This window comes from Solihabitans fulvus (assembly GCF_008386585.1).
GTDB lineage: Bacteria > Actinomycetota > Actinomycetes > Mycobacteriales > Pseudonocardiaceae > Solihabitans > Solihabitans fulvus.
The window spans coordinates 1-19,758 of sequence record NZ_VUOB01000093.1 but is presented as its reverse complement, the minus strand read 5'-3'; the positions used below and the strand labels follow the sequence as shown (position 1 = coordinate 19,758).

Genomic DNA, 19,758 nt, shown 5'->3' with positions numbered 1-19,758 from the left:
CACTCCGTCGGTGATCAGGATGTCTGCTGGCTGTCGGGTCTTATCGGGTTTCTTGTCAGCGCACATCTTCCGGGTGCACGAGCTCGGTGATGCCTCTGGCGGCCAGGTATGGCGTGTCGCCGGCCCTGGAGGCCAGCACCACGGCGGCGCGCACACCCTGTTGGGCGAGCGCGGCCCAGGCGTCGAAGAACTGCCCGCCCGGCGCGCAGGTGGAGCGGTTGGGCGCGGTGTCCTCGTCGCCGACGTCGAGCACCAGGGCCGTGCCTCGGACGGCGGGCTCGGTCGGCCGCGCGCGCCACTCCTGGATGGTCTCGGCCACACGCAGCCCGGCCGGCTTGTTCTCCCGCCCCGAGGTGAGCAGGCCGAGGCCGTACTCCAGCTCGGGGAAGTCAACGAGCGACCGGTTGACGTCGTGCGAGCACCACCAGGTGACACCCCAGAGGTTGCCGCAGGTGAGCGCGTTGTCGAGGGTCTGGCCGGTGAAGTCCGCCGCCGACTCCACCGGGATGTGCGGCGACGGCGCGCCGACCTCCTGGAGCCACACCGGGCGGTCCGGGTCCCGCGCCCAGCCGGTGGCGAGCTCGACCTGGTACTCGGCGTGCCGCACGGTGGCGACCGAGTTCGAGCCGTACTGCTGGGCGGTGCCGTTGAACACCCAGGAGTGCACCGCGGTGGCCGCGCCGATGCGGGCCGCCTGCGCCGGGGTGAAGGGGTGCCCGTCCTGGAACCAGACCGCGTCGTACTCGCAGTGCGAGTGGAAACCGCGCGGGTCGGCCTCGGCGCACACGTCGAGCAGCCGCCGCAGCCACGACTCCGCGCCGGCCGCGCTGACCGGGTCGGGGTCGGGGTGCGGCTTGTCGGAGAACTGGTTGACCTCGTTGCCCAGCGTCATGCCGAGGAAGTTGGGCCGGTCCCGCAGCGCCTCGGTCAGCGTGCGCAGGTAGTGCGCCTGGCCGTCGACCACCTCCGGGTCGGTGAACATGTTGCGGCGGTGCCAGGTCAGCGTCCAGGACGGCCGGAAGTCGAAGCTGGACAGGTGTCCCTGCAACCCGTCCACGGCCACGTCGAGGCCGCGTTCCGCCGCCGCGTCCACCATGCTCAGCAGCTGGTCGACCGCCTTGGGCCGGACCAGCGCGCGGTTGGGCTGGAACACCGGCCACAGCGGGAACACCCGCACGTGGTCGAGGCCGAGCGCGGCGATGGAGTCGAGGTCGGCCCGCACGTCGTCGAGGTCGAAGTCCAGCCAGTGGTAGAACCAGCCGACGGACGGCGTGTAGTTGACGCCGAAGCGCATTGCGTTTCCTAACCTTTCACCGCTCCCGCGCCGACACCGCGGAAGAAGTACTTCTGGAGGGCGAGGAACATCAGAATGAGTGGCGCCACCGCGATGATCGTGCCGGCGGCGATCAGCCGCTGGTCACTGGCGAAGGTGCCCTGGAGGTAGTTGAGCCCGATGGTGAGCGTGTACTTGTCGGGGTCGTGCAGCACGATCAGCGGCCACAGGAAGTCGTCCCAGCTGAACATGAACGAGAAGATCGCGACCACCGCGATGGTGCCCTTCACCGAGGGCAGCGCGATCCTGGTGAACCGCTGCCACGCGTTGGCCCCGTCGATCAGCGACGCCTCCTCGACGGCGTAGGACAGGCCGGCGAAGGCGTTGCGCATCAACAGGACGTTGAGCGCGGACACCGCGCCGGGCAGCACCACCGCGAGCAGCGTGTTGGACAGCTGCATGGAGCGCATCATCAGGAACAGCGAGATCATGATGCTCTCGCCGGGCACCAGCAGCGCAAGCACGAACGCCAGCACGACGAACTTCCTGCCGAAGAACCGCATCCTGGCCAGCGCGTAGCCGGCCAGGGCAGCGCCGACGCAGTTCGCGGCCACGTTGGCAACGGCGACCAGCAGCGAGTTGAGCGCGAACCCCCACACCGGCACGACGTCGGCGACCCGCGCGTAGTTGCGCGCGGTGGGTTCCGATGGCACGAACTGCGGCGGATAGCTGTAGATGTCCTCGCCGACGCCCTTGAGCGACGTGGACAGCTGCCACAGGAACGGCCCGATGGAGATCGCCAGCACGGCGAGCAACAGCAGGTACCGCAGCACGATCCGGCCCGGCCGCTGCGCACGGATATTCACGCGACCTCCTCGTTCTTGTTGAGCCGCATGGTGAGCAGCATCAGGCCGAGGGTGAGCACGAACAGGACCACGCTCAGCGCCGAGGAGTAGCCCAGCTCGCCGTTCAGGCCGGTGCCCACCTGGCGGATCAGCATCACGAGGGAGATGTCCGCGCCGGCCGGGCCGCCCGAGCTGCCGGACAGGATGTAGATCTCGGAGAACACCCGGAACGCCGCCACCGCCGACAGCGCGCCGACCAACACCATCGTCGGCCGAATCGCCGGCACGGTGACCGAGAAGAACCGCCGGACCGGGCCGGCGCCGTCCACCTCGGCGGCCTCGTGCAGGTCGCGCGGCACGTTCGCCAGCGCGGCCAGGTACACGATCATGTAGTAGCCAAGGCCCTTCCAGATCGTCACCAGCATGGCGCTGATCAGCAGCAACGTCTCGTCGGTGAGGAACGGCACCGGCTCGGACACCACGTGCAGCGCCTTGAGCACGCTGTTGACCAGACCCCTGCTGTCCAGCAACCAGGTCCAGATCAGGCCGACCACGACGACCGAGGCCACCACCGGGGTGTAGAAGGCGGCCCGGAAGAACGCGATGCCCGGGATGTGCCGCTGCACCAGCATGGCCAGCAGCAGCGGCAGCAACACCAGGAACGGCACCACGCCGACGACGTACAGGGCGCTGTTGCGCAGCGCGGTCCAGAACTGCGGGTCGTGCAGCATCCTGCTGAAGTTCGCGCCGCCGGTGAAGTTGCCACCGCCGAGCACCTGCGCGTCGGTGAACGCCAGGATGATGGTGTTGACAAAGGGATACAGGCTGAACAGCAGCGTGATGGCGAGGCCTGGCAACAGGAACAGCCAGGGTGTCGCGCGCCAGTGGCGGCGGATCCCCCGGCCGGACCTCCGCGCGCCCCGACCTGCCGCGCGGAGGTCCGTCGCCGCCGACGAAGGCACCGGCGCGTCCTGAGAGCTCCTAACACAATGACTGTTCGGCTCGCGACGCCCAGGCAGACGATCTGCGGCGTTGTCGTCAGTCACCATGACTCCGTCATGCCTCCTTCCTCCGGTCACGACCCCTGCGAGACATCTCGCCCACCTGGCCGCCGCTCCCTGATCGAACGCCATTGTGTTAGGAGCTCTGGGTAGCTGTACTCACGTCATCTCTCTCAGTGGCCCAGCAGCTGGTTGCACTGGTTCACCGCGTTGTCCAGCGCCTGCTGCGGGGTCGACTTGCCGAGCATCGCGTTGGCCAACTCGTTGCGCAGCACCGTCTTCATCTGGTCGCTGAGCTGCACCGGGGTGTAGTTGATCCCGTTCGCGAGCTGCTTGGCCGAGGCCACCCGCACCCGACCGATGTCCGTGCCGTCGTCCTGGGTGAAGAACGGGTCGTTGAGCGTGCCAGCCGTGCTCGGGAACACCGTGACGATCTTGGCGAAGGCCATCTGGTTCTGCGCGTTGGTCACGAACCGGCCGAAGGCGATGGCGGTGGCCTTGTTCTTGCTGTGCGCGGCGACCGACAGGCCCTGGACGTACATGTTGGCGTGGCCGGTGTTCGTCATCGGCGCGGTGATGCCGACGTTGGCGTACAGGCTGGGCGCGTCGGTCCGGAAGGTCTGGAGGTCGTACGCGCTGCCCGAGCTGATCGCGACCTGCTGGGCGAGGAACTTCTTGCCCGACCCCGTGTAGGTGGCGCTCAACGCCTCCGGCAGCAGCGCCTTCGCGTCGTACATCGACTTGTACAGCTCGACGAGCTTGACGCCCTTCGCGCTGTTGAAGGTGAACTTCGTGCCGGCGGGGTCCATCAGGTCGACGCCGTAGAGGCCGAGGTCCTCGATCTGCGGGGTCTGGCCGAGCATGGCGAACGCGCCGTTGGTGTTCTTGGCCAACGTCAGGCCCTGCTGCGCAAGCTCGTCGTAGGTCGTCGGCGGCTTGTTCGGGTCGAGGCCGCCGTCGGTGAACAGCTTCTTGTTGTAGAAGTACGGCCCTGTGTTGAGGTACCAGGGGAAGGCGTAGTTGTCCTTCTGACCCGGCATCACGTTGCCCTGCCACGCGTTGGGCAGGTAGTCCTTGGCCGCGTCCGGCGCCGCCTTGTCGAGGTCGAGCAGCAGCTTCTTCTTGTACAGCGGGTAGGCGAAGTCGGGCGAGAGGTTGATGACGTCGGGCAGCGAGTCGGCGCTGGCGTCCGCGCTGAGCTTGTCCGCGTAGCCGTCCGCAGGCTGGTCGAGCCAGTTGACCTTCGCACCGGGGTGCTGCTGCTCGAACTGCTTGATCAGGCCGGTGAAGTAGTCGGAGTACTTGGCCTTGAGGTTCCACGTCTCGAAGCTGATGGTGCCGGTGACATCGCCGGTCACCGGGCCGTCGTTGGCCGTCGACTGCGAGCCCGAGTCGCCAGATCCGCCGATACCGCAGGCGGACAGGGACACGACCGCGACGGAGGTGACGGCGGCGAGCAGGATTCTGGCGCTGCGCATCGCATAGCTCCTTTGCTGTGCATGCCTTACACGAGGGGACGACAAGCCGCCGCGAGGCAGCTGCTACTACGGGGGACGGCACGACAGGGCGGCACATGCCGCTGGGGCGCAGCGGCGTCCTGGCCTGAGCCGGGGTGGTCACCACGGGAGCCGAGGGCTGGTTCGGCTCCCGTGGTGACCTTCAAAGTGCCCTCGCACCAGCGACGATGTCAACGCATCGTGACGAATTTGTCCACCTTTTGTCCAGTGCTTGACAACAGACAGCAGACAGGCTCATAGTGCTCGCACTAATGCGGTTTAGCTCCGACGAGGTAAAGCGCTTCAGCCAGGGACACTGATTGGGGGCGCCAATTGGATTCCCTGCGTGGCACCGGTCCGTCCGGACCCGAGGCGCAGCCGCCGAACGGCAACGGCCGAAGCCGGCCGAGACGCACCACCATCAGGGACATCGCCCGGCGCGCCGGCGTGTCCGAGAGCGCGGTGTCCTTTGCGCTGAACAATCGTCCGGGGGTTTCCGAGGACACCCGGCAACGAATACTGGGCGTGGCCAAAGAACTGTCCTGGCACCCCAACAGCGCCGCCCGCGCGCTGTCCGCTGCGCGAGCCGGCACGGTGGGTCTCGTGTTCGCCCGGCCCGCCAAGACGCTGGGCATCGAGCCGTTCTTCCTCCAGCTGGTTTCCGGAATGCAGGCCGTGTTGTCGGTGCGCGCGTCGGCCCTGCTGTTCCAGGTCGTGGAGAACATGGCGGCCGAGATGGCGCTGTACCGGCAGTGGTGGTCCGAGCATCGGGTGGACGGCGTGCTGGTCGTCGACCCGAGGGTGGACGACCCGAGGCCGGCGCTCCTGGTTGAGCTCGGCCTGCCCGCGTTGTTGATAGGCGGCCCGACCTCGACCGGCACTGTGCCGAGCATCTGGGCCGACGACACCGGCGCGATGGCGTCCATCGTCGACTACCTGGTGGGCCTCGGTCACCGCAGGATCGCCCACATCGCCGGTCTGCCCGAGCTCATCCACACCAAGCGAAGAATCGACTCCTTCCGCGCAGCCACAAGGAAATACGGGCTGTCCACGCACGACTCAGTGGCCACCGACTACAGCGACGAGGCCGGCGCAAGGGAGACCCGCCAACTCCTGGCCGAACCCGGACCGCCCACGGCGATCATCTACGACAACGACGTGATGGCGGTCGCGGGCGTTGGCGTGGCAGGCGAACTGGGCCTCTCCGTCCCCTCGGACCTCTCCGTGGTCGCCTGGGACGACTCGGTCCTGTGCCGCCTGACCCACCCGCAGCTGACGGCGCTGGTGCGCGACACACACGCCTTCGGCAGCCACGCGGCCCAACAACTGTTGGCCCTCATCGAGGGCGAGGCGCCGCACGACGTTGAGGACGACGTCCCGCGCCTGGAGCCGAGGGGCAGCACAGCTCCCCCTCCCCTGCCGTGAGGGGATTCTGGAGGGCGTGCCGGGATCCCCTCACGGCCCTCGGCGCTCCGACCGAACAGGCCACGAACTCTGCGCTACCCGGCCCACCGAGAGTGGACAGCAGCTGATCGAATCCGCACGACGGCTGGCTTTACGCCAGGCGATGCGTCTTCCCGTGCGACTGCTCGCAGTGCCGCTCCGTCGTGCGGCCGGTCGCGTCGGCGTGGTCGATCTGCAAGGTGGTGTGCCCGATGCGATGCCCGTCCCGCAGCAACCGCTCCAGCCGCCCCCGCACCGCGTGACAGTCGGCGCCCCGATCGACCAGCACGTGCGCAGACAGAGCCGGCTCGCCCGAGGTGATCTGCCAGATGTGCAGGTCGTGCACCTCGACGACGTCCGGCACGCCGACCAGTTCCCCGCCGACCGACTCGGGATTGACGTCGGTCGGGGCCGCCTCCAGGAAGATGCGGCCGGACTCCCGCACCAACCCCCAGCCCGCCTTGGCCATCAGCGCGGCGACCACCAGCGCGGCCAGCGCGTCGGCCCTGGTGAACCCGGTCAGCCAGACGACGAGCCCGGCCACTGCCGTGGCGATGAAGGCGAACAGGTCGTTGAGGATGTGCTGGAACGCGCCCTCGACGTTCAGGCTGCTCCGGTTGGCCTTGCTGATGCACCACGCGGCGACGATGTTGACGGCGATGCCCACGAGCGCGGTGACCAGCACGAGCGCGCCCTGCACGGGCGGCGGGTCGATGAGCCGGCTGATGCCCTCGTAGGTGAACCACGCGGTCAGCAGCAGCAGCGTGATCCCGTTCGCCTGCGCGGACAGGATCTCGGCCCGTTTGAGCCCGTAGGTGTAGCCGCCGCGCGCCGGTCGAGCGGCGAGCCGGATGGCGATGAGCGCCAGCACGATCGAGGCCGCGTCGGTGAGCATGTGCCCGGCGTCGGATATCAACGCCAGCGAGCCGGCGATGATGCCGACCACGACCTCGACGGACATGAAGGCCACGATCAGCACCAACGCGATGGTCAGCCACCGCCGGTCCGCGTTCACCGCGACGCCGTGCCCGTGACCCCCGTGACCGTGCTGGTCGTCAGGCTGCATGCCGCCAACATATCAACGTATGCGCATGTGTGCAAACCTGGCAGCGATTGCCGTTTTCGTTACGCACCGCACCTCCCCGTTCACCGCTGTGTCACCAGATCTTCGCCGGCAGGCGGCGTCCGCGCTCAGTGATCACGCCATGCTGTGCCGTCCCTGTCCCCTGCACCGAGGAACGACCTTGACCAAGCCCCGAGGACTGGCCGCGACCCTGCTGCTGGCCGCCGCCCTGCTGGCCACCGGCACCGGCACAGCCTCCGCAGCCCCTGCCCCCACGCTCTCCGTGTTCGCCTTCAACGTCGACCTCGGCACCGCCATCGTCGACAGCATCAAGAACGAGAAGGCCGCCGAGCGCACGCCCCGCGTCGAGGCGATCGTGCGCACGCACGACGCGGACGTGGTGATCCTGGACGAGCTGTTCAACCACGCGTCGACCAGCGACATCGCGTCGAACCTCGCCGACGTCTACCCGTACCGCACACCCGTCGTCGGCCAGGTCTGCTCCGGCGGCGGTTGGACGTCGGTCAGCGGCAACTGCTCGAACAGCCCGTTCGTCATCAACGGCGGCACCATGATCCTCTCGAAGTACCCGATCGAGGCCCAGCACGCGCTGGTGTTCCGCAACTCCAAGACCGGCACCTGGGACTACAACGCCAACAAGGGCGCCGCCCTGGTGCGGGTGAACAAGAACGGCGTGCCCGCCTGGGTCGTCGGCACGCACCTTCAGGCGGACCAGAGCAGCGTGTCCACCGACTCGACGAGGGCGACCAGAGTGGCGCAGCTCGCCGAGATCAGGAACTGGGTGAACGGCAAGGTCGGCACGGCGGGACCGGTGCTGATCGGCGGCGACCTGAACATCGAGTACTTCGCCGGCCAGACCGGCCGCGCGCCGGGCGACTCGGACCTCGACCGCGCCAGCCGCTCGGGCGACGCGGTCCTGTCCACCGTCGACCCGACCGGCCCGATCCGCACCATGGACTGCACGGTCAGCGCGTGGTGCCAGTACATGGCGCCGATCGAGAGCTTCCCGGTCGACTACCGCGACAGCCTGGACTACCTCGGCTACCTCAACTACACCGACGCCGCCGGCAACAGCCGCCCCACCCCGGGCGTCGACGCGGTGCAGGTGCTGGTCGACCCGCAGGACGGCTGGCAGCCCGGCCAACCCGACACCTACTCCCCCAGCGACCACTACCCGATCATGACCACCTTCACGCTCGGCTGACGCGAGCCCGCATCGGCGTGACGTTGGGGCGCAAGGACTCGCCGCAACGTCACGCCGACGCACTCCCGGCGGCCGGCGTGCCAGCACCGCCCTACCCCGCGGCCCGCACGGCACGCCCTGCGCGCCACCGCAGGACCCCGACCACCCCGGAAGGCACCAGCAATCCCAACACGGCCACCTCGACCAGCACGCTGACCACGGCCTGCGGCGCGGGCTGAAACCCGCGCTCCACGAACCCGAAGACACCCACCGTCCGCGACAGCACAAACCCCACCAGCGAGCTGGCCGCCAGCCCGACACCCATCAGCCGCAGGATCCCCGCGCCACCAGCCAGCAACAACGCGGCCAGCGCGAACGACGCCGCCGCCTGCACCAGGAACGCCGGTCCCACCCCGGGTATCCCCCGATACCCGTGCACATACAGGTCGGCGTGCACATACCCGCTCACCGCGAGGCACGCAGCGGCGGCCAACCGAACGACGATCATGCCAGCCTCACATCCTTGATCGCCAAGGCCTGACTTCCCTTGTGGTAGGCCACTTCCCGGATCCCGAGCGCATCACCGAGCTTCCCGGCCGGCAGCACGAGGGGCTTCGGCGCCGGCCCGTCGCCCGGCTTCGGCAACGGATAGGCCGTGGTGGTCGCGCTGTGGAACGTCACGTTCCCCTCGGTCTTGGTGAACAGCTGGTGCACGTGCCCGTTGAGACAGGTCACCGACGCGAACCGGCGCAGCAGGCTCAGCACCTGCACCGCGTCGTCCGTGCCCCACCCCCACGCGGGATACATCGCGAACAGCGGCACGTGGCTGAACACCACGATCGGTGTGTCGCTGGACAGTCCGGCCACGTCCTTGCGCACGAACTCCACCTGGTCCGGGCCGAGATGGCCGAGCTTCTCCAGGCTCACCGTGTTCACCAGCGCGATGAAGTGCACGCCCCCGGCGTCGAAGCTGCGCCAGCCGTCGCCCTGCGTCCCCGCCCCGAACGTCTGCCGGTACTTCTGCCCGCCGTCGTCGATCGAGTCGTGCTCGCCGGGCACGGTGAACACCTGCCCGGTCTTCAGTTCGCTCATCATCTGTTTGACCTGGTCGAACTGCGCCGGTGTCGACAGGTGCGTGAGATCACCCGTGTGCGCCACGAAGTCCGGCCGGTACGGCAGCGCGTTGACCTGCTTGATGGCGTGCGCGAACGAGTCCTCGACGGCCGAATTCGCCGAACCCTTGAACCCGAGATGGCTGTCGCTGATCTGCACGAACCGCAGCGCGGTCGGGTCGTCGACGGCCGGCGCCGGGTTCTGCGCGTCGGCGACCTGGCTGATCACCTCGCCGCCCGCGACCGTCAGCACCACGGCAGCGCCGAACCACGCGCTGTGCCGGAGCAACTGCCGCCGGGTCATGCCCTGCGGATCCTGCTCGACGCTCACGGCGTCACCACCACCGTGCCGGTCATGAACGGATGGATCGTGCACAGGTAGTCGTACCTGCCCGCCTTCGTGAACGTGTACTTGTAGGTCGCCCCGTTGTTCATGGTCGGCGACCGCAGCGGGCTGCCCGACTCGGTCGCCGTCACGGTGTGCGGGTCCTGATCGCTGTTGGTCCACGTCACGGTCGTGCCGACCGGCACGGTCACGGTGGCCGGCGCGAACGCGAAGTCCTTGATCGCCACCGAGTTCGTCGCCGCGGCCCCGGCCTGCGCGGACGTGCTCTGGCCGGCCGTGCCGGACGGTGCCATCGACATGCCGGTCATGCCTGAGTCTACAGTGGACTGACTGGACGCCGCCGGCGCGGCCGACGGAGCGGAACAGGCCGAGAGACCCAGGAGGCCGACGACGGCTACCGCCGCCACCCAGATTCCCTTGGTGTACTTGAGTTTTCGCATACCTGGAATACGCAGTCGGGTTACATGGCACCCGACGAGGGCACGAATACCTGCACGACACCATCGGACTCGCGCACCAACAGCCGAGGCAGCGCCGGCAACGCGATCGGCAGCTGATGCCGCAGCACCTCTCCCGACACGGCGAAGGACGCCCGGTGACACGGGCAGTTCAGCTCCCGGCTCGGCGCGTCCAACGCGAGCCGACAACCGAGATGCGTGCACACCCCGCTGACGCCGCGCAGCTGGCCGCCGGTCCGCTCGACGAACCCGACCACCGCGCCGAGTTCGAACGGCCGCACGCCGCCCTCCGGCAGATCCTTGCTGGCCACGACCGCGCGCCACTCGCCGGCATTCGGTTGCAGCGTCGGCTCGGCCACCACCGGCGGCGCATCGGGTCGCACGCCCAACAGGCGCCCGAGACCGACACCCAGCCCGGCCGACCCGGCCGCCACCGCGGCGGCGACCCGCACGAACCGCCGCCGGGTCGGTGCGGCCCCAGCCGCCCGCCCGCTCTCCGGTCCGGACGCCACCGGCTCGGCTCCGCCCTGCGCCGAGTGCCCGCCAGACCCTGAAGAACCCAGAGATCCCGGATGCCCCGAAGAAGTCGAAGAAGCCGACTCACCCAGCTCGGCCGCCAGTCTCTCGTGCAGGCCGGCGACGAAGTCCTCCCTTGGCGTCCCGGCATCCGGCCGCGCGGCCCGCAGCGCGATCGCGGTCCGCAACACCGCCTCGTCGGCGGAATCCACGCGGAACCACCAGAACAGCCGAGACCACCGGAACTGCCGAGATGACCGAGACGGCCGCGCCCGCAGCAGCTCCCCGACGAACCCGCGCACTCCACGTTCGGTCATGGCTGCGTCCCTTCCGCGAGCCGCGCGGCCTGCCGAAGTGCCCTGTGCTGCAACACTTTCACATTCCCGACGCTGACGCCCAGCTCCTCGGCGGCCTCCTTGACCGAGCAGCCCTCCAGGAACCGCAGCCGCAGCACCTTCCGATAGCGCTCCGGCAGCTCGGCGAGGATCGCGGCGACCCGGTCGGGCTGGTCCGGCAGGCCGCCCTGCTCGGTGAAGGCGATCTCCACGCGCTCGTCGTCCAGCGTGGTGATCTCCCGGCCGAGCGTGCGCCGCCAGTGCCCGGCCAACACCGTTCTCGCGGTCGCCAACAGATAGGCCCGCACCTGGCCGACCGGAGCCGCGACGCGCAGCGGGCGCAGCGCCGCCAGGAACACCTCGGTGGTCAGATCCTCCGCGTCCGCCCGGTTTCCCAGCTTCGCGAACAACGTCCGGTACACGCGGTCCACGTTGTCCCGGTAGATCTCCTCCCAGCCCGCATACACCTCGTCGCCCACCAGACGCAGACGCGGCGGATCGGCCGGTTCGTCAACACGAACCGGCCGACCGCGAGCACGGAAGCGGTGCGCCGCCACCTGTCACCATCCCGCCCTGACCCGAGGGGCACAGTGCCCCACGAAGTTAGGTACGCGGGCGGGTTACAGAGCGACCGGACCTCCGCTGTTCTCGCCCTTCCTGACCAGCAGCGCGCCGACGGCCGCGACCGCCGCGACGATCGAGCCGACCACCAGCGCCTGGCTGAAACCGTCCATGAAGGCGAGGTGGCTGCCGGTGGTGATGGCCTTGGCCACCTCGGCAGGAGCACCCGGCGGCACCGGGGCGACGCCCTGCGCGACGTACTCCTTGGCCGCCACGAACGGCGCCGCGGCCTCCGCCGGCAGGCCGGAGTCGGTCAGCCGACCGACCAGCACGTCGCCGACCTTGGTGGCCATCAACGTGCCGAAGATCGTGGTGCCGAGGACGCCGCCGAGCTGCATGCCGGTCTGCTGGAGCCCGCCAGCGACGCCGGCCAGCTGCACCGGCGCGTTGCCGACGATGGCCTCCGTGCCGGACACGATGACGAAGCCGAAACCGATACCCAGCACGACGAACCACGGCCACAGCTCGCCGAACGGCGCGTCCACCGTCAGCCGGGACAGCCCGAACAGCGCGACCGCGGTCAGCAGCATGCCGGCCACCAGCGGCGGGCGCGGCCCGAGCTTCGCGGTCAGCGCCCCGGCCAGCGGCGAGGAGAACATGAACGTCGCGGTCAGCGGCAGCAGCCGGACGCCTGCCTCGACCGGGCTGAGCCCGTGCACCTGCTGCAAGTACAGCGTCAGGAAGAAGAACGCGCCGAACAGCGCGAAGAACGCGAGCGTCACCAACGCCGTGGCCGCCGACAGCGACACCGACCGGAACAGGCTCAGCGGCAACAGCGGATGTGAAGCGCGGCTCTCCCGCAGCACGAACAGCGCGCCGAGCACGATCGCGCCAGCGAAGAAGCCGAGCGGCAGGGCGTCGCCGAAGCCGTGGGCCTGGGCCTTGATCAGGCCCCACACCAGCGCGAACAGCGACCCGGACAGCAGCGCGACACCGGGCAGGTCGAACGAGCCGCCCGCGTCGGGATCGCGGGACTCCTTGATCACCCACGCGCCGAGCGCGAGCGTGACGAGGCCGACCGGAATGTTCAGGTAGAACACGGACTGCCAGTTGACGTGCTCGACGAGCAGCCCGCCGACGATCGGCCCGCTCGCGATCGCCAGCGCGGACGTGCCGCCCCAGATGCCGATCGCCATGTTGAGCTTCTCGGCGGGGAAGGTGTTGCGCAGCAACGCGAGGCCGGCCGGCTGTAGCAGCGCGCCGGCGAAGCCCTGGATGACCCGCCAGAAGATGACCATCCCGATGCTGTCGGACAGCCCGACCATGACCGAGGCGATGGCGAAGCCCGCCACGCCGACGAAGAACACGGTTCGGCGGCCGAAGCGGTCGGCGAGCCGGCCGGCGATGATCAGCGAGACGGCCAGCGCGAGCAGGTAGCCGTTGGTGACCCACTGGAGGCCGGCGAGGTCCGCGTGCAGGTCGCGGGCGATGGCCGGGTTGGCGATGGACACGACGGTGGCGTCGAGGCCGACCATCATCACGCCGAACGCGACGGCGAGCAGAGTCAGCCACGGGTGGCCGTAGCCGCGCCGCCTCGGCGGCGCGGGCGCGGCAGGGGCGGTGGTGTCGGACGCCGCGAGGACGCCGGAGGAGGACTGAGCCATACCGTAGAAAGTGTCACAGGCTGACAAGTGTCGTCAACAGGCGTTCGCCATGATGTGACGACTGGCACTAGATGACGTATCGCCCGCCGCCGCGCTAAACTCGCGGGATGACCGAGGCCGGCCTGCGGGAACGCAAGAAACAGCGCACCAGGGACGCGCTGATCAGCGCCGCCCTCACCCTGTTCCAGCGCAAGGGATTCGAGGCGACCACGGTCGAGGAGATCGCCAACGCCGTCGAGGTCTCGCCGAGGACCTTCTTCCGCTACTTCACCTCGAAGGAAGACGTCGCGCTCACCCTCCAGTTCGACCTGGTCGACGCGATGCTCGCGGCGTACGCGAAGCAGCCCGCGGACCAGCCGGTGCTCACCGCGCTGCGCGACGCGATCGTCGGCGTGGTCCGGGCCAGCGAGGAGGGCGAGTCCGGCTTCGACCCGTCGCGGTTCGCCTGCACCCAACAGCTGCTGGCGGACAGCACCGCGCTGTCCGCGCGCAGCATGGAGTACGGCACGGCACGGCTCGACGACCTGGCCGGCCTGGTGGCCACGCGGATGGGCGTCGACCGCGACGCGGACCCCCGGCCGTACCTCGTCGCCTCGGTGACGGTGTGCGCGGTGCAGACCGCCGTCGGCGCCTGGCAGGCCAAGCGCCCGGGGGCGCGCGTGTCCGACCTCGTCGACCAGGCGTTCACCCTGCTGGCCGCCGGCCTCAACTACCCCGCCGCCGACGCCTGACCGGATCCGGGTCCACGCATCCGCGCGTCGACGGAACCGCCGGCACCTCTCCCACCGTCACACGGGCCTGCGCACCGTCCGAGAGGGGGAGGCTGTGGCGTCGGAGAACGCGCTCGCGGTCACCGCGACATCGCTTGGCAGGACCGGCCGGAACATCGTGGACACCGCCGACGGCGTGCACCGCGACCTCCGCGACCACACCGCGTCCGAATCACCCGGCACCGGCCAGGCCTTCGCCGCGCTCAGGGCGCACGCCGACTGCGACGCCGGTTGGCAGGACGCCCTGACGCTGTTCGGCACGACGATCGCCACCGCGGGCGACAACGTCATGCTCAGCTCGGCGACCTACCTGGACGTCGAGGCCGCCAACGAGAACCGGTTCGGCCGATGATCACGGTCCCGGACTTACGCGACGCCGACCCCGGCGTGTTCACCAGGCACGCGCAGCGCTGGACCTACCTCGCCGGCCGGATCGCCGGCAGGGGCAGGGAGTTGGCCGACCACCTCGCCGCGCTGACCGACTGGCAGGGCACGGCAGGCGACTCGGCCAGGGCGAACCTCGCCGAGCAGCACCGAAAGCTGACCGACGTCGCCGAACACCTCGGCGGCATCCCGCCGGTGCTGACCTCGGTCGGCGACCGGCTGACCCAGGTTCAGCAGCGGCTGCACGAGGCGATCGGCATGGCCGAGGACAACGCCCTGCACATCCAGCCGGACGGCACGGTGCGCGCGACGGACTTCGCGCCGCAGGGCGGCGACCGGCTCGCCGCGAAACTGACCACCGTGGTGCGGTTCCTGTTGCGGGAGGCCACCATCGCCGACGAGGAGGCCGCCGCCGCGCTGCGCGGGCTCACCCCGCACGCGACCGGATTCGCGCCGGCAGCCGGTGGGGCGCCGGGCACCACCGCCAGCGGCGCAATGCCCGCGCGCGGCACCGCGCCGGCCGAGGTGAAGCGGTGGTGGGACTCGCTGACCCCGCAGGAGCAGGAGGCGCAGCTGCTCGCGCACCCCGACCAACTCGGCGCCCTGGACGGAATCCCCGCCGTGTACCGGGATCGCGCCAACCGCGTCGTCCTCGACACACAACGCTCCGCGCTCGACACCGAACGCGCCGCGCTGGCCGCCAAGCCGCACCGCAGCGACGACGAGAACCACCGCCTCGACGACATCGACGGCAAGCTCCGCGGCCTCGACGCGGTGACCGGCAGGCTCAACGTCGCCCCGAGCGCCGCGCGGCTCCAGCCGTACCTGCTCGGCATCAGCACCGACGGCAACGGCCGCGCCATCGTCGCGATGGGAAACCCGGACACCGCAACGAACGTGGCCACCTTCGTGCCGGGCACCGGCGCGAAACTGGCCACCTGCCGGGGCGATCTCGAGCGCGCCGACACGATGGCGCTGGCCGCGCGGAAGTCGGGCTCGCCGTCGACCTCGGTGATCACCTGGGTCGGCTACGACGCGCCGCAGTCGATCGTGCCGCAGGCCGCCGAGGACAGGTTCGCGGACGGCGCGAAGCAGGATCTCGAACGGTTCCAGGACGGCCTGCGCGCCACCCACGAGGGCGCGCCCTCGCACAACACGGTGATCGGACACAGCTACGGCACCACCGTCGTCGGCATCACCGCCCGCGACGAGGGCCTCAACGCCGACGACGTGGTCTTCGTGGCCAGCCCCGGTGTCGGCGTCGAGAACGCGCGCGGCCTGCACCTCGTCGGCGTGAGCCCGGACCAGGTCGGACAGCACGTGCACGCCACCGTCGCGCAGCACGACCCGATCAGGGTCGCCGCCGGCAGCCACGGGCCAGCGCCGACCGGCGACGACTTCGGCGGCACCACCTTCGCCAGCAACCCCGGCGCGGCGGGACCGTGGTACGAGCTTGGCTGGAACCCCTCCGTGCACAGTCAGTACTGGGACCCCGGTAACCGGGCACTGGACAACATGGGCAACATCATCGCCGGCAAGCCGACGAGCTAGGGAGGTCCGATGCAGAACACGATGACCCAGACGCAGGCCGCCCAGCGCGTCGAGGAGCACGCGCGGCGCGCGCTCGCGGTGCTGCCGCGCCAGGCCCGACCGGAGCTGCTGATCGCCGAGACCACGCAGTGCGACGACCCCACCGACAACGGCCCGCTCGGCCGCGTCATCGCGTCCGTCGAGTACCAGGTGCACGACCTGCCGCCCGCCGGGTTCGGCGAAGATTTCGACGCCCTGCGCACCTGGTGGGAGGCCAACGACTTCCGGGTGCTCGCCGACGAGCGCCCGGCGAACCCGTACCTCTGGGTGGAGCACACCGGCGACGGCTTTCGCCTTGCCCTCAAGGCGAACGACCTCGGCGAGCTCTACCTGACCGGCAGTTCCCCGTGCGTGTGGCCGGACGGGACGCCGGCCCCCACCGAGTAGCGCGGCCCGTCACCAGCTCCGTCGCCGCGCCGCCAGCAACAGGCCGTCGACCAGCACTGCCGTGGCGTACGGCAGTGCTGGTCGACGGTGACTCAACGACGGGTCAGCACTGGAACCCGTCCAGCGTCGCGAACGTGCCGCTGCGCTTGATGACCTGCACGGTGTGCTGGCCGCCGCCCAACCCGGTCGCCCGGTAGATCGCCTGCCGCGTCTGACGAGTGGCGGAGGAGGTGTCCACCAGGCCCTTGGACACGCCGTCGAGCACGATCTCCACCTGTCCCTGGTCGGAGTTCCGCTCGCCGAGCACGGAGATCGCGGTGCCGTTGAAGGAGAACGTGGCCGCGTCGCCGTTGGTCTGGGTGGCGTGCACGTTGTCGTTCAGGTCGCCGTACCCCCGTGCGCCGCTGGCGAACCAGGCGCCCGTGTACCCGATGGCCAGGTCGTCGTCGTCCACCACGCAGCCGGGCCGCCGGAACGCCGGGTCGACGCCGGCCGCCGCGATGATCGCCCTGGCCGCCGGGGGCCAGTTGCCGCCGGCCACGACGGTCGCCTGGGCGAAGGTGATGTTGGTGCCGTTGATGTTGTTGGCCGCGTAGTCGGAGTAGTTGTCGTGCACGGTGATGTCGTGGATGGTCGGCGTCCACATGCCCATCCAGTCCTGGCCGCCGAAGCGCACGAGGTTGTCGTGGGTGTTCCAGTAGGAGCTGCCCTCGTCGTGGTAGAGCATGTTGTTGGTGTGGTTGCCGCCGCTGACCACGTTGCCGGCCAACACCGACGTGAGCGAGCCGTCGCCGCCGCCCTGGCCGCCCAGGGTGTAGATCGGGCCGCCGTCGTTGAGCACGCCCATCACGTCGTGCAGGTGGTTGTTCAGGATCTGGTTACCGCCGGAGTAGATGGTGCCGTGCCGGCAGGGATTCCCGAGGCCCTGCTTGGACTGGAGATCGCAGGTGGACGCCCAGCCCCAGCCCCAGCCGAGCGACATGCCCGAGTACGGCGTGTGGCCGACGTCGTTGTGCGACACCACCTGCGAGCGGCCGTGGCCGACCCAGATACCCACCGCGTCCTGGTAGTCCGCGCCGACGTGCTCGATGGTGTTCTCGGAGATCGTGTCACCGCTGGACATCCGCGCCGGGTCGGTGAGGTAGAAGTCGTCGACCTCGCCGAGCGAGACGCCGCCGCCCGAGGTGTCGTGGATCCAGTTCCCGGTCACCGAGGAGTTCTGCGTGCCGTCCGCGAGGTCGATGCCGGTGCCGCCGGTGTGCGCGATCTCCCCACCGGAGAAGGAGATTCCGCTGCCCCGGTGCACCCGGACCGCGGCGGGGATCCGGATGGGCGCCTGGGTGACCGGGTCCCACAGCACGCCGGCCTGGTTGTCGACGTAGCCCGCGGTGCTCGGCTGGTTCCAGGTGGTGTAGCCGAAGTCGACGCCGCTGAACCTGATGTCGTGCACCGGCGCGATCGCGTCGGGCACGACCGTGAAGCCGTCCACGACCAGGTACTGGCCGCCCGTCTTCACCAGCTTCACCGTGTGCTGTCCCTTTGGCAGCCCGGCGATCGACACCACGGCCTGCTGGGCGAGCCTGGTCGCGCCGGTCGGCGTCACTGTCCTGGTGCGGACGCCATCAACGTAGACGTCGATGCCGCCCTCGTCGGAGTTGACCTCGCCGAGCACGTCGAGTCCGGTGCCGGTGAAGGTGTAGCTGACCGAGTCGCCGTCGGTGGTGGTGTAGTGCACGTCGTCGTGGAAGTCGCCGTAGGGCCGGCCGGAGCTGTAGCCCCAGGAGCCCGTGTAGCCGACGGCCGGGTCGGTGTCGTTGACGGGAGCCAGGTGGCCCGGCGTGCCGGACAGGTCGACCAGGTTCTCCAACACCGGCAGTTCGACGTCGGCCGAGGCGAGGTTCTCCCCCGGCCTCGGCGCGTAGTAGAGGTAGCCCGCCGGGCCGTCCAGGTAGAACTGGCCTGGCTGGGTGAGCAGCTGGTAGGCGTTCTCCACCCAGCTGACCCCGTCGAGGCGTGGCAGGCCCGCGCCGTTGAGCGGGAAGCTCGGGTTGGGCACGGCGGTGTTGTTGTTGCGCCAGCAGTCGGGGTTCACGTTGAGGCTGGAGCCGCCGGATCCGGTGGCCGTGATGCTGGCCAGCGGGCAGCGCATCTGCTTCCACGCGTTGTTCCGCACCACCTCGACGGCGCTGGGGTTGGTGAACGAGGCGTAGGAGGGGTCGGCGGTGACGAAGCTGGACCCGCTGAGCTGGAAGCCGCCGGGGTCCAGCGGGCCGCGCGCCCGCTGCGCCCTGGTGCCGTTGACGAACAGCTGCCGGCTCGCGGTGCCGGCGGGGACCGGCGCCCGGTAGATGCCCTTGGACTGGTCGTAGACGCCGAAGCCGGTAACCCGGATCGCGCCGCTGATCATCGGGTGTTCGCCAGGATTCGCCTGGTAGAGCACGGCGTGCCCGTTGCTGCCGGAGTCGGCGGGGCCGAACTTGACGGTGTCGGTGAGCCGGTAGGTGCCGCCGCGCAACCGGACGGTGAGGTCGCCGGTCATGGCGTTGTTCAGCGTGCGCACCTTGTCCCGCGCGCCCGTCAGGGAGCAGGGGTTGGACCAGGTGCAGGCGGTGCCGGACCCGGTCGGGGCGGCGTAGAGCGTGGTCGACGGCGCGGCGGTGGCGGGGGCCGCGCCGAGGACTCCGGCGACGAGGGCGGCGGCGGCCAGCAGGCCGAGCCGGGCGACTGGTGGGGTGATGGCGGTGGGCATGGATCGCTCCTCTTTGAGGAATCCAGCAAGTCATCCGATCTATAACCGCTCGTTGCTCGACTGGGCGGCTGCGAGCAGGTTGAAAGCTAGATAATCATCCGATGACTGTCAACCGGCAGAATGGCGGAGATGCGCACCGACTACCCCCACTGGCAGCGCGTCCCGACGCGGTGGAACGACAACGACAGCTACGGGCACGTCAACAACGTGGTGCACTACGCGTTCATGGACACCGTGATCAACACCTGGCTGATCGAGCGCGGCGGCCTGGACATCCACGGCGGCGCGGCGATCGGCCTGTGCGTGGAGTCGCACTGCTCCTACCGCGCCTCGATGTCCTTCCCCGAGACCGTCGACGCGGGCCTGCGCATCGGCCACCTCGGCCGGTCCAGCGTCCGCTACGAGGTTGGCTTCCTCCGCGACGGCGCCGACGAGGTGATCGCGGAGGGGCACTTCACGCACGTGTTCGTGGACCGGGTCAGCCGCAGACCGGTGGAGATCCCGGCCGACCTGCGCGCCGCCATGCGGGAGCTGCTGGTCTAGAAGTGTCCTGAAGATCTT

19 protein-coding genes are annotated in these 19,758 nt (G+C 69.8%); 7 read left to right on the top strand and 12 right to left on the bottom strand.

What is annotated here, in order from left to right:
- Positions 1-55: 55 nt before the first annotated feature.
- The 4 genes from F0L68_RS39000 to F0L68_RS38985 all read right to left on the bottom strand — a co-directional run bounded on the left by F0L68_RS39000 (position 56) and on the right by F0L68_RS38985 (position 4,597).
- Entirely contained in the window at positions 56-1,294 is a 1,239-nt protein-coding gene (locus F0L68_RS39000) for a glycoside hydrolase 5 family protein (RefSeq protein ID WP_149854951.1), read from the bottom strand.
- Between the two features lie 8 nt (positions 1,295-1,302).
- Entirely contained in the window at positions 1,303-2,139 is an 837-nt protein-coding gene (locus tag F0L68_RS38995) for a carbohydrate ABC transporter permease (protein ID WP_149854950.1), read from the bottom strand.
- The gene (locus F0L68_RS38990) at positions 2,136-3,080 is read right to left on the bottom strand and encodes a carbohydrate ABC transporter permease (protein WP_223199542.1); all 945 of its coding nucleotides are present in this window, start codon (positions 3,078-3,080) and stop codon (positions 2,136-2,138) included. The genes F0L68_RS38995 and F0L68_RS38990 overlap by 4 nt, the downstream gene beginning before the upstream one ends.
- Positions 3,081-3,292: 212 nt before the next feature.
- Positions 3,293-4,597 (bottom strand): ABC transporter substrate-binding protein, encoded by a 1,305-nt coding sequence (locus tag F0L68_RS38985; protein ID WP_149854948.1) that lies wholly within the window; start codon positions 4,595-4,597, stop codon positions 3,293-3,295.
- A gap of 351 nt (positions 4,598-4,948) precedes the next feature.
- Here F0L68_RS38985 and F0L68_RS38980 point away from each other — a divergent pair, with 351 nt between their 5' ends.
- Entirely contained in the window at positions 4,949-6,040 is a 1,092-nt protein-coding gene (locus F0L68_RS38980; RefSeq protein WP_223199541.1) for a LacI family DNA-binding transcriptional regulator, read from the top strand.
- A gap of 130 nt (positions 6,041-6,170) precedes the next feature.
- Here F0L68_RS38980 and F0L68_RS38975 read toward each other — a convergent pair whose 3' ends face one another.
- Entirely contained in the window at positions 6,171-7,124 is a 954-nt protein-coding gene (locus F0L68_RS38975; protein WP_149854947.1) for a cation diffusion facilitator family transporter, read from the bottom strand.
- A 178-nt stretch (positions 7,125-7,302) separates the two neighbouring features.
- Here F0L68_RS38975 and F0L68_RS38970 point away from each other — a divergent pair, with 178 nt between their 5' ends.
- Complete coding sequence (locus F0L68_RS38970) at positions 7,303-8,346, top strand: sphingomyelin phosphodiesterase (RefSeq protein WP_223199540.1); 1,044 nt, start codon at positions 7,303-7,305, stop codon at positions 8,344-8,346.
- 91 nt (positions 8,347-8,437) lie between these two features.
- Here the strand turns inward: F0L68_RS38970 and F0L68_RS38965 are convergent, their stop codons facing one another.
- The 6 genes from F0L68_RS38965 to F0L68_RS38940 all read right to left on the bottom strand — a co-directional run bounded on the left by F0L68_RS38965 (position 8,438) and on the right by F0L68_RS38940 (position 13,317).
- Positions 8,438-8,833 (bottom strand): hypothetical protein, encoded by a 396-nt coding sequence (locus F0L68_RS38965; RefSeq protein ID WP_149854945.1) that lies wholly within the window; start codon positions 8,831-8,833, stop codon positions 8,438-8,440.
- Entirely contained in the window at positions 8,830-9,768 is a 939-nt protein-coding gene (locus F0L68_RS38960) for a metallophosphoesterase family protein (RefSeq protein WP_188317074.1), read from the bottom strand. Before F0L68_RS38960 ends, F0L68_RS38965 begins: the two co-directional genes overlap by 4 nt.
- Positions 9,765-10,091, bottom strand: a complete 327-nt coding sequence (locus tag F0L68_RS38955) for a plastocyanin/azurin family copper-binding protein (protein WP_223199539.1) — start codon at positions 10,089-10,091, stop codon at positions 9,765-9,767. Before F0L68_RS38955 ends, F0L68_RS38960 begins: the two co-directional genes overlap by 4 nt.
- A gap of 152 nt (positions 10,092-10,243) precedes the next feature.
- Entirely contained in the window at positions 10,244-11,074 is an 831-nt protein-coding gene (locus F0L68_RS38950) for a Rieske (2Fe-2S) protein (protein WP_149854943.1), read from the bottom strand.
- Positions 11,071-11,571, bottom strand: a complete 501-nt coding sequence (locus F0L68_RS38945) for an RNA polymerase sigma factor (protein WP_223199538.1) — start codon at positions 11,569-11,571, stop codon at positions 11,071-11,073. Before F0L68_RS38945 ends, F0L68_RS38950 begins: the two co-directional genes overlap by 4 nt.
- Before the next feature lie 141 nt (positions 11,572-11,712).
- Positions 11,713-13,317, bottom strand: a complete 1,605-nt coding sequence (locus F0L68_RS38940; RefSeq protein WP_149854942.1) for an MFS transporter — start codon at positions 13,315-13,317, stop codon at positions 11,713-11,715.
- A 107-nt stretch (positions 13,318-13,424) separates the two neighbouring features.
- Here F0L68_RS38940 and F0L68_RS38935 point away from each other — a divergent pair, with 107 nt between their 5' ends.
- From F0L68_RS38935 to F0L68_RS38920, 4 genes are all read left to right on the top strand, one after another.
- A complete protein-coding gene (locus F0L68_RS38935; protein ID WP_149854941.1) occupies positions 13,425-14,048 on the top strand; it encodes a TetR family transcriptional regulator in 624 nt (207 codons plus the stop codon).
- Between the two features lie 94 nt (positions 14,049-14,142).
- Positions 14,143-14,439 carry a hypothetical protein gene (locus tag F0L68_RS38930; RefSeq protein WP_149854940.1) on the top strand — a complete coding sequence of 99 codons (297 nt, stop codon included), beginning with the start codon at positions 14,143-14,145 and terminating at the stop codon, positions 14,437-14,439.
- Positions 14,436-16,022, top strand: coding sequence for an alpha/beta hydrolase (locus tag F0L68_RS38925; RefSeq protein ID WP_149854939.1), 1,587 nt, complete (start codon positions 14,436-14,438; stop codon positions 16,020-16,022). The genes F0L68_RS38930 and F0L68_RS38925 overlap by 4 nt, the downstream gene beginning before the upstream one ends.
- A 9-nt stretch (positions 16,023-16,031) precedes the next feature.
- Positions 16,032-16,448 carry a hypothetical protein gene (locus F0L68_RS38920; RefSeq protein ID WP_149854938.1) on the top strand — a complete coding sequence of 139 codons (417 nt, stop codon included), beginning with the start codon at positions 16,032-16,034 and terminating at the stop codon, positions 16,446-16,448.
- A 103-nt stretch (positions 16,449-16,551) separates the two neighbouring features.
- On the opposite strand, the gene F0L68_RS38915 is transcribed toward F0L68_RS38920, so the two are convergent.
- On the bottom strand, positions 16,552-19,197 hold the full coding sequence (locus F0L68_RS38915) for a hypothetical protein (protein WP_149854937.1): 2,646 nt from the start codon (positions 19,195-19,197) through the stop codon (positions 16,552-16,554).
- Between the two features lie 129 nt (positions 19,198-19,326).
- Here F0L68_RS38915 and F0L68_RS38910 point away from each other — a divergent pair, with 129 nt between their 5' ends.
- Positions 19,327-19,740, top strand: coding sequence for an acyl-CoA thioesterase (locus tag F0L68_RS38910; protein WP_149854936.1), 414 nt, complete (start codon positions 19,327-19,329; stop codon positions 19,738-19,740).
- The last annotated feature ends 18 nt before the right edge of the window (positions 19,741-19,758 follow it).

Coding starts and splice junctions, on each gene's coding strand:
- F0L68_RS39000 (WP_149854951.1), bottom strand. CDS start 1,294: ATGCGCTTCGGCGTCAACTACACGCCGTCCGTCGGCTGGTTCTACCAC.
- F0L68_RS38985 (WP_149854948.1), bottom strand. CDS start 4,597: ATGCGCAGCGCCAGAATCCTGCTCGCCGCCGTCACCTCCGTCGCGGTC.
- F0L68_RS38975 (WP_149854947.1), bottom strand. CDS start 7,124: ATGCAGCCTGACGACCAGCACGGTCACGGGGGTCACGGGCACGGCGTC.
- F0L68_RS38965 (WP_149854945.1), bottom strand. CDS start 8,833: ATGATCGTCGTTCGGTTGGCCGCCGCTGCGTGCCTCGCGGTGAGCGGG.
- F0L68_RS38955 (WP_223199539.1), bottom strand. CDS start 10,091: ATGACCGGCATGTCGATGGCACCGTCCGGCACGGCCGGCCAGAGCACG.
- F0L68_RS38950 (WP_149854943.1), bottom strand. CDS start 11,074: ATGACCGAACGTGGAGTGCGCGGGTTCGTCGGGGAGCTGCTGCGGGCG.
- F0L68_RS38940 (WP_149854942.1), bottom strand. CDS start 13,317: ATGGCTCAGTCCTCCTCCGGCGTCCTCGCGGCGTCCGACACCACCGCC.
- F0L68_RS38935 (WP_149854941.1), top strand. CDS start 13,425: ATGACCGAGGCCGGCCTGCGGGAACGCAAGAAACAGCGCACCAGGGAC.
- F0L68_RS38925 (WP_149854939.1), top strand. CDS start 14,436: ATGATCACGGTCCCGGACTTACGCGACGCCGACCCCGGCGTGTTCACC.
- F0L68_RS38920 (WP_149854938.1), top strand. CDS start 16,032: ATGCAGAACACGATGACCCAGACGCAGGCCGCCCAGCGCGTCGAGGAG.
- F0L68_RS38915 (WP_149854937.1), bottom strand. CDS start 19,197: ATGCCCACCGCCATCACCCCACCAGTCGCCCGGCTCGGCCTGCTGGCC.
- F0L68_RS38910 (WP_149854936.1), top strand. CDS start 19,327: ATGCGCACCGACTACCCCCACTGGCAGCGCGTCCCGACGCGGTGGAAC.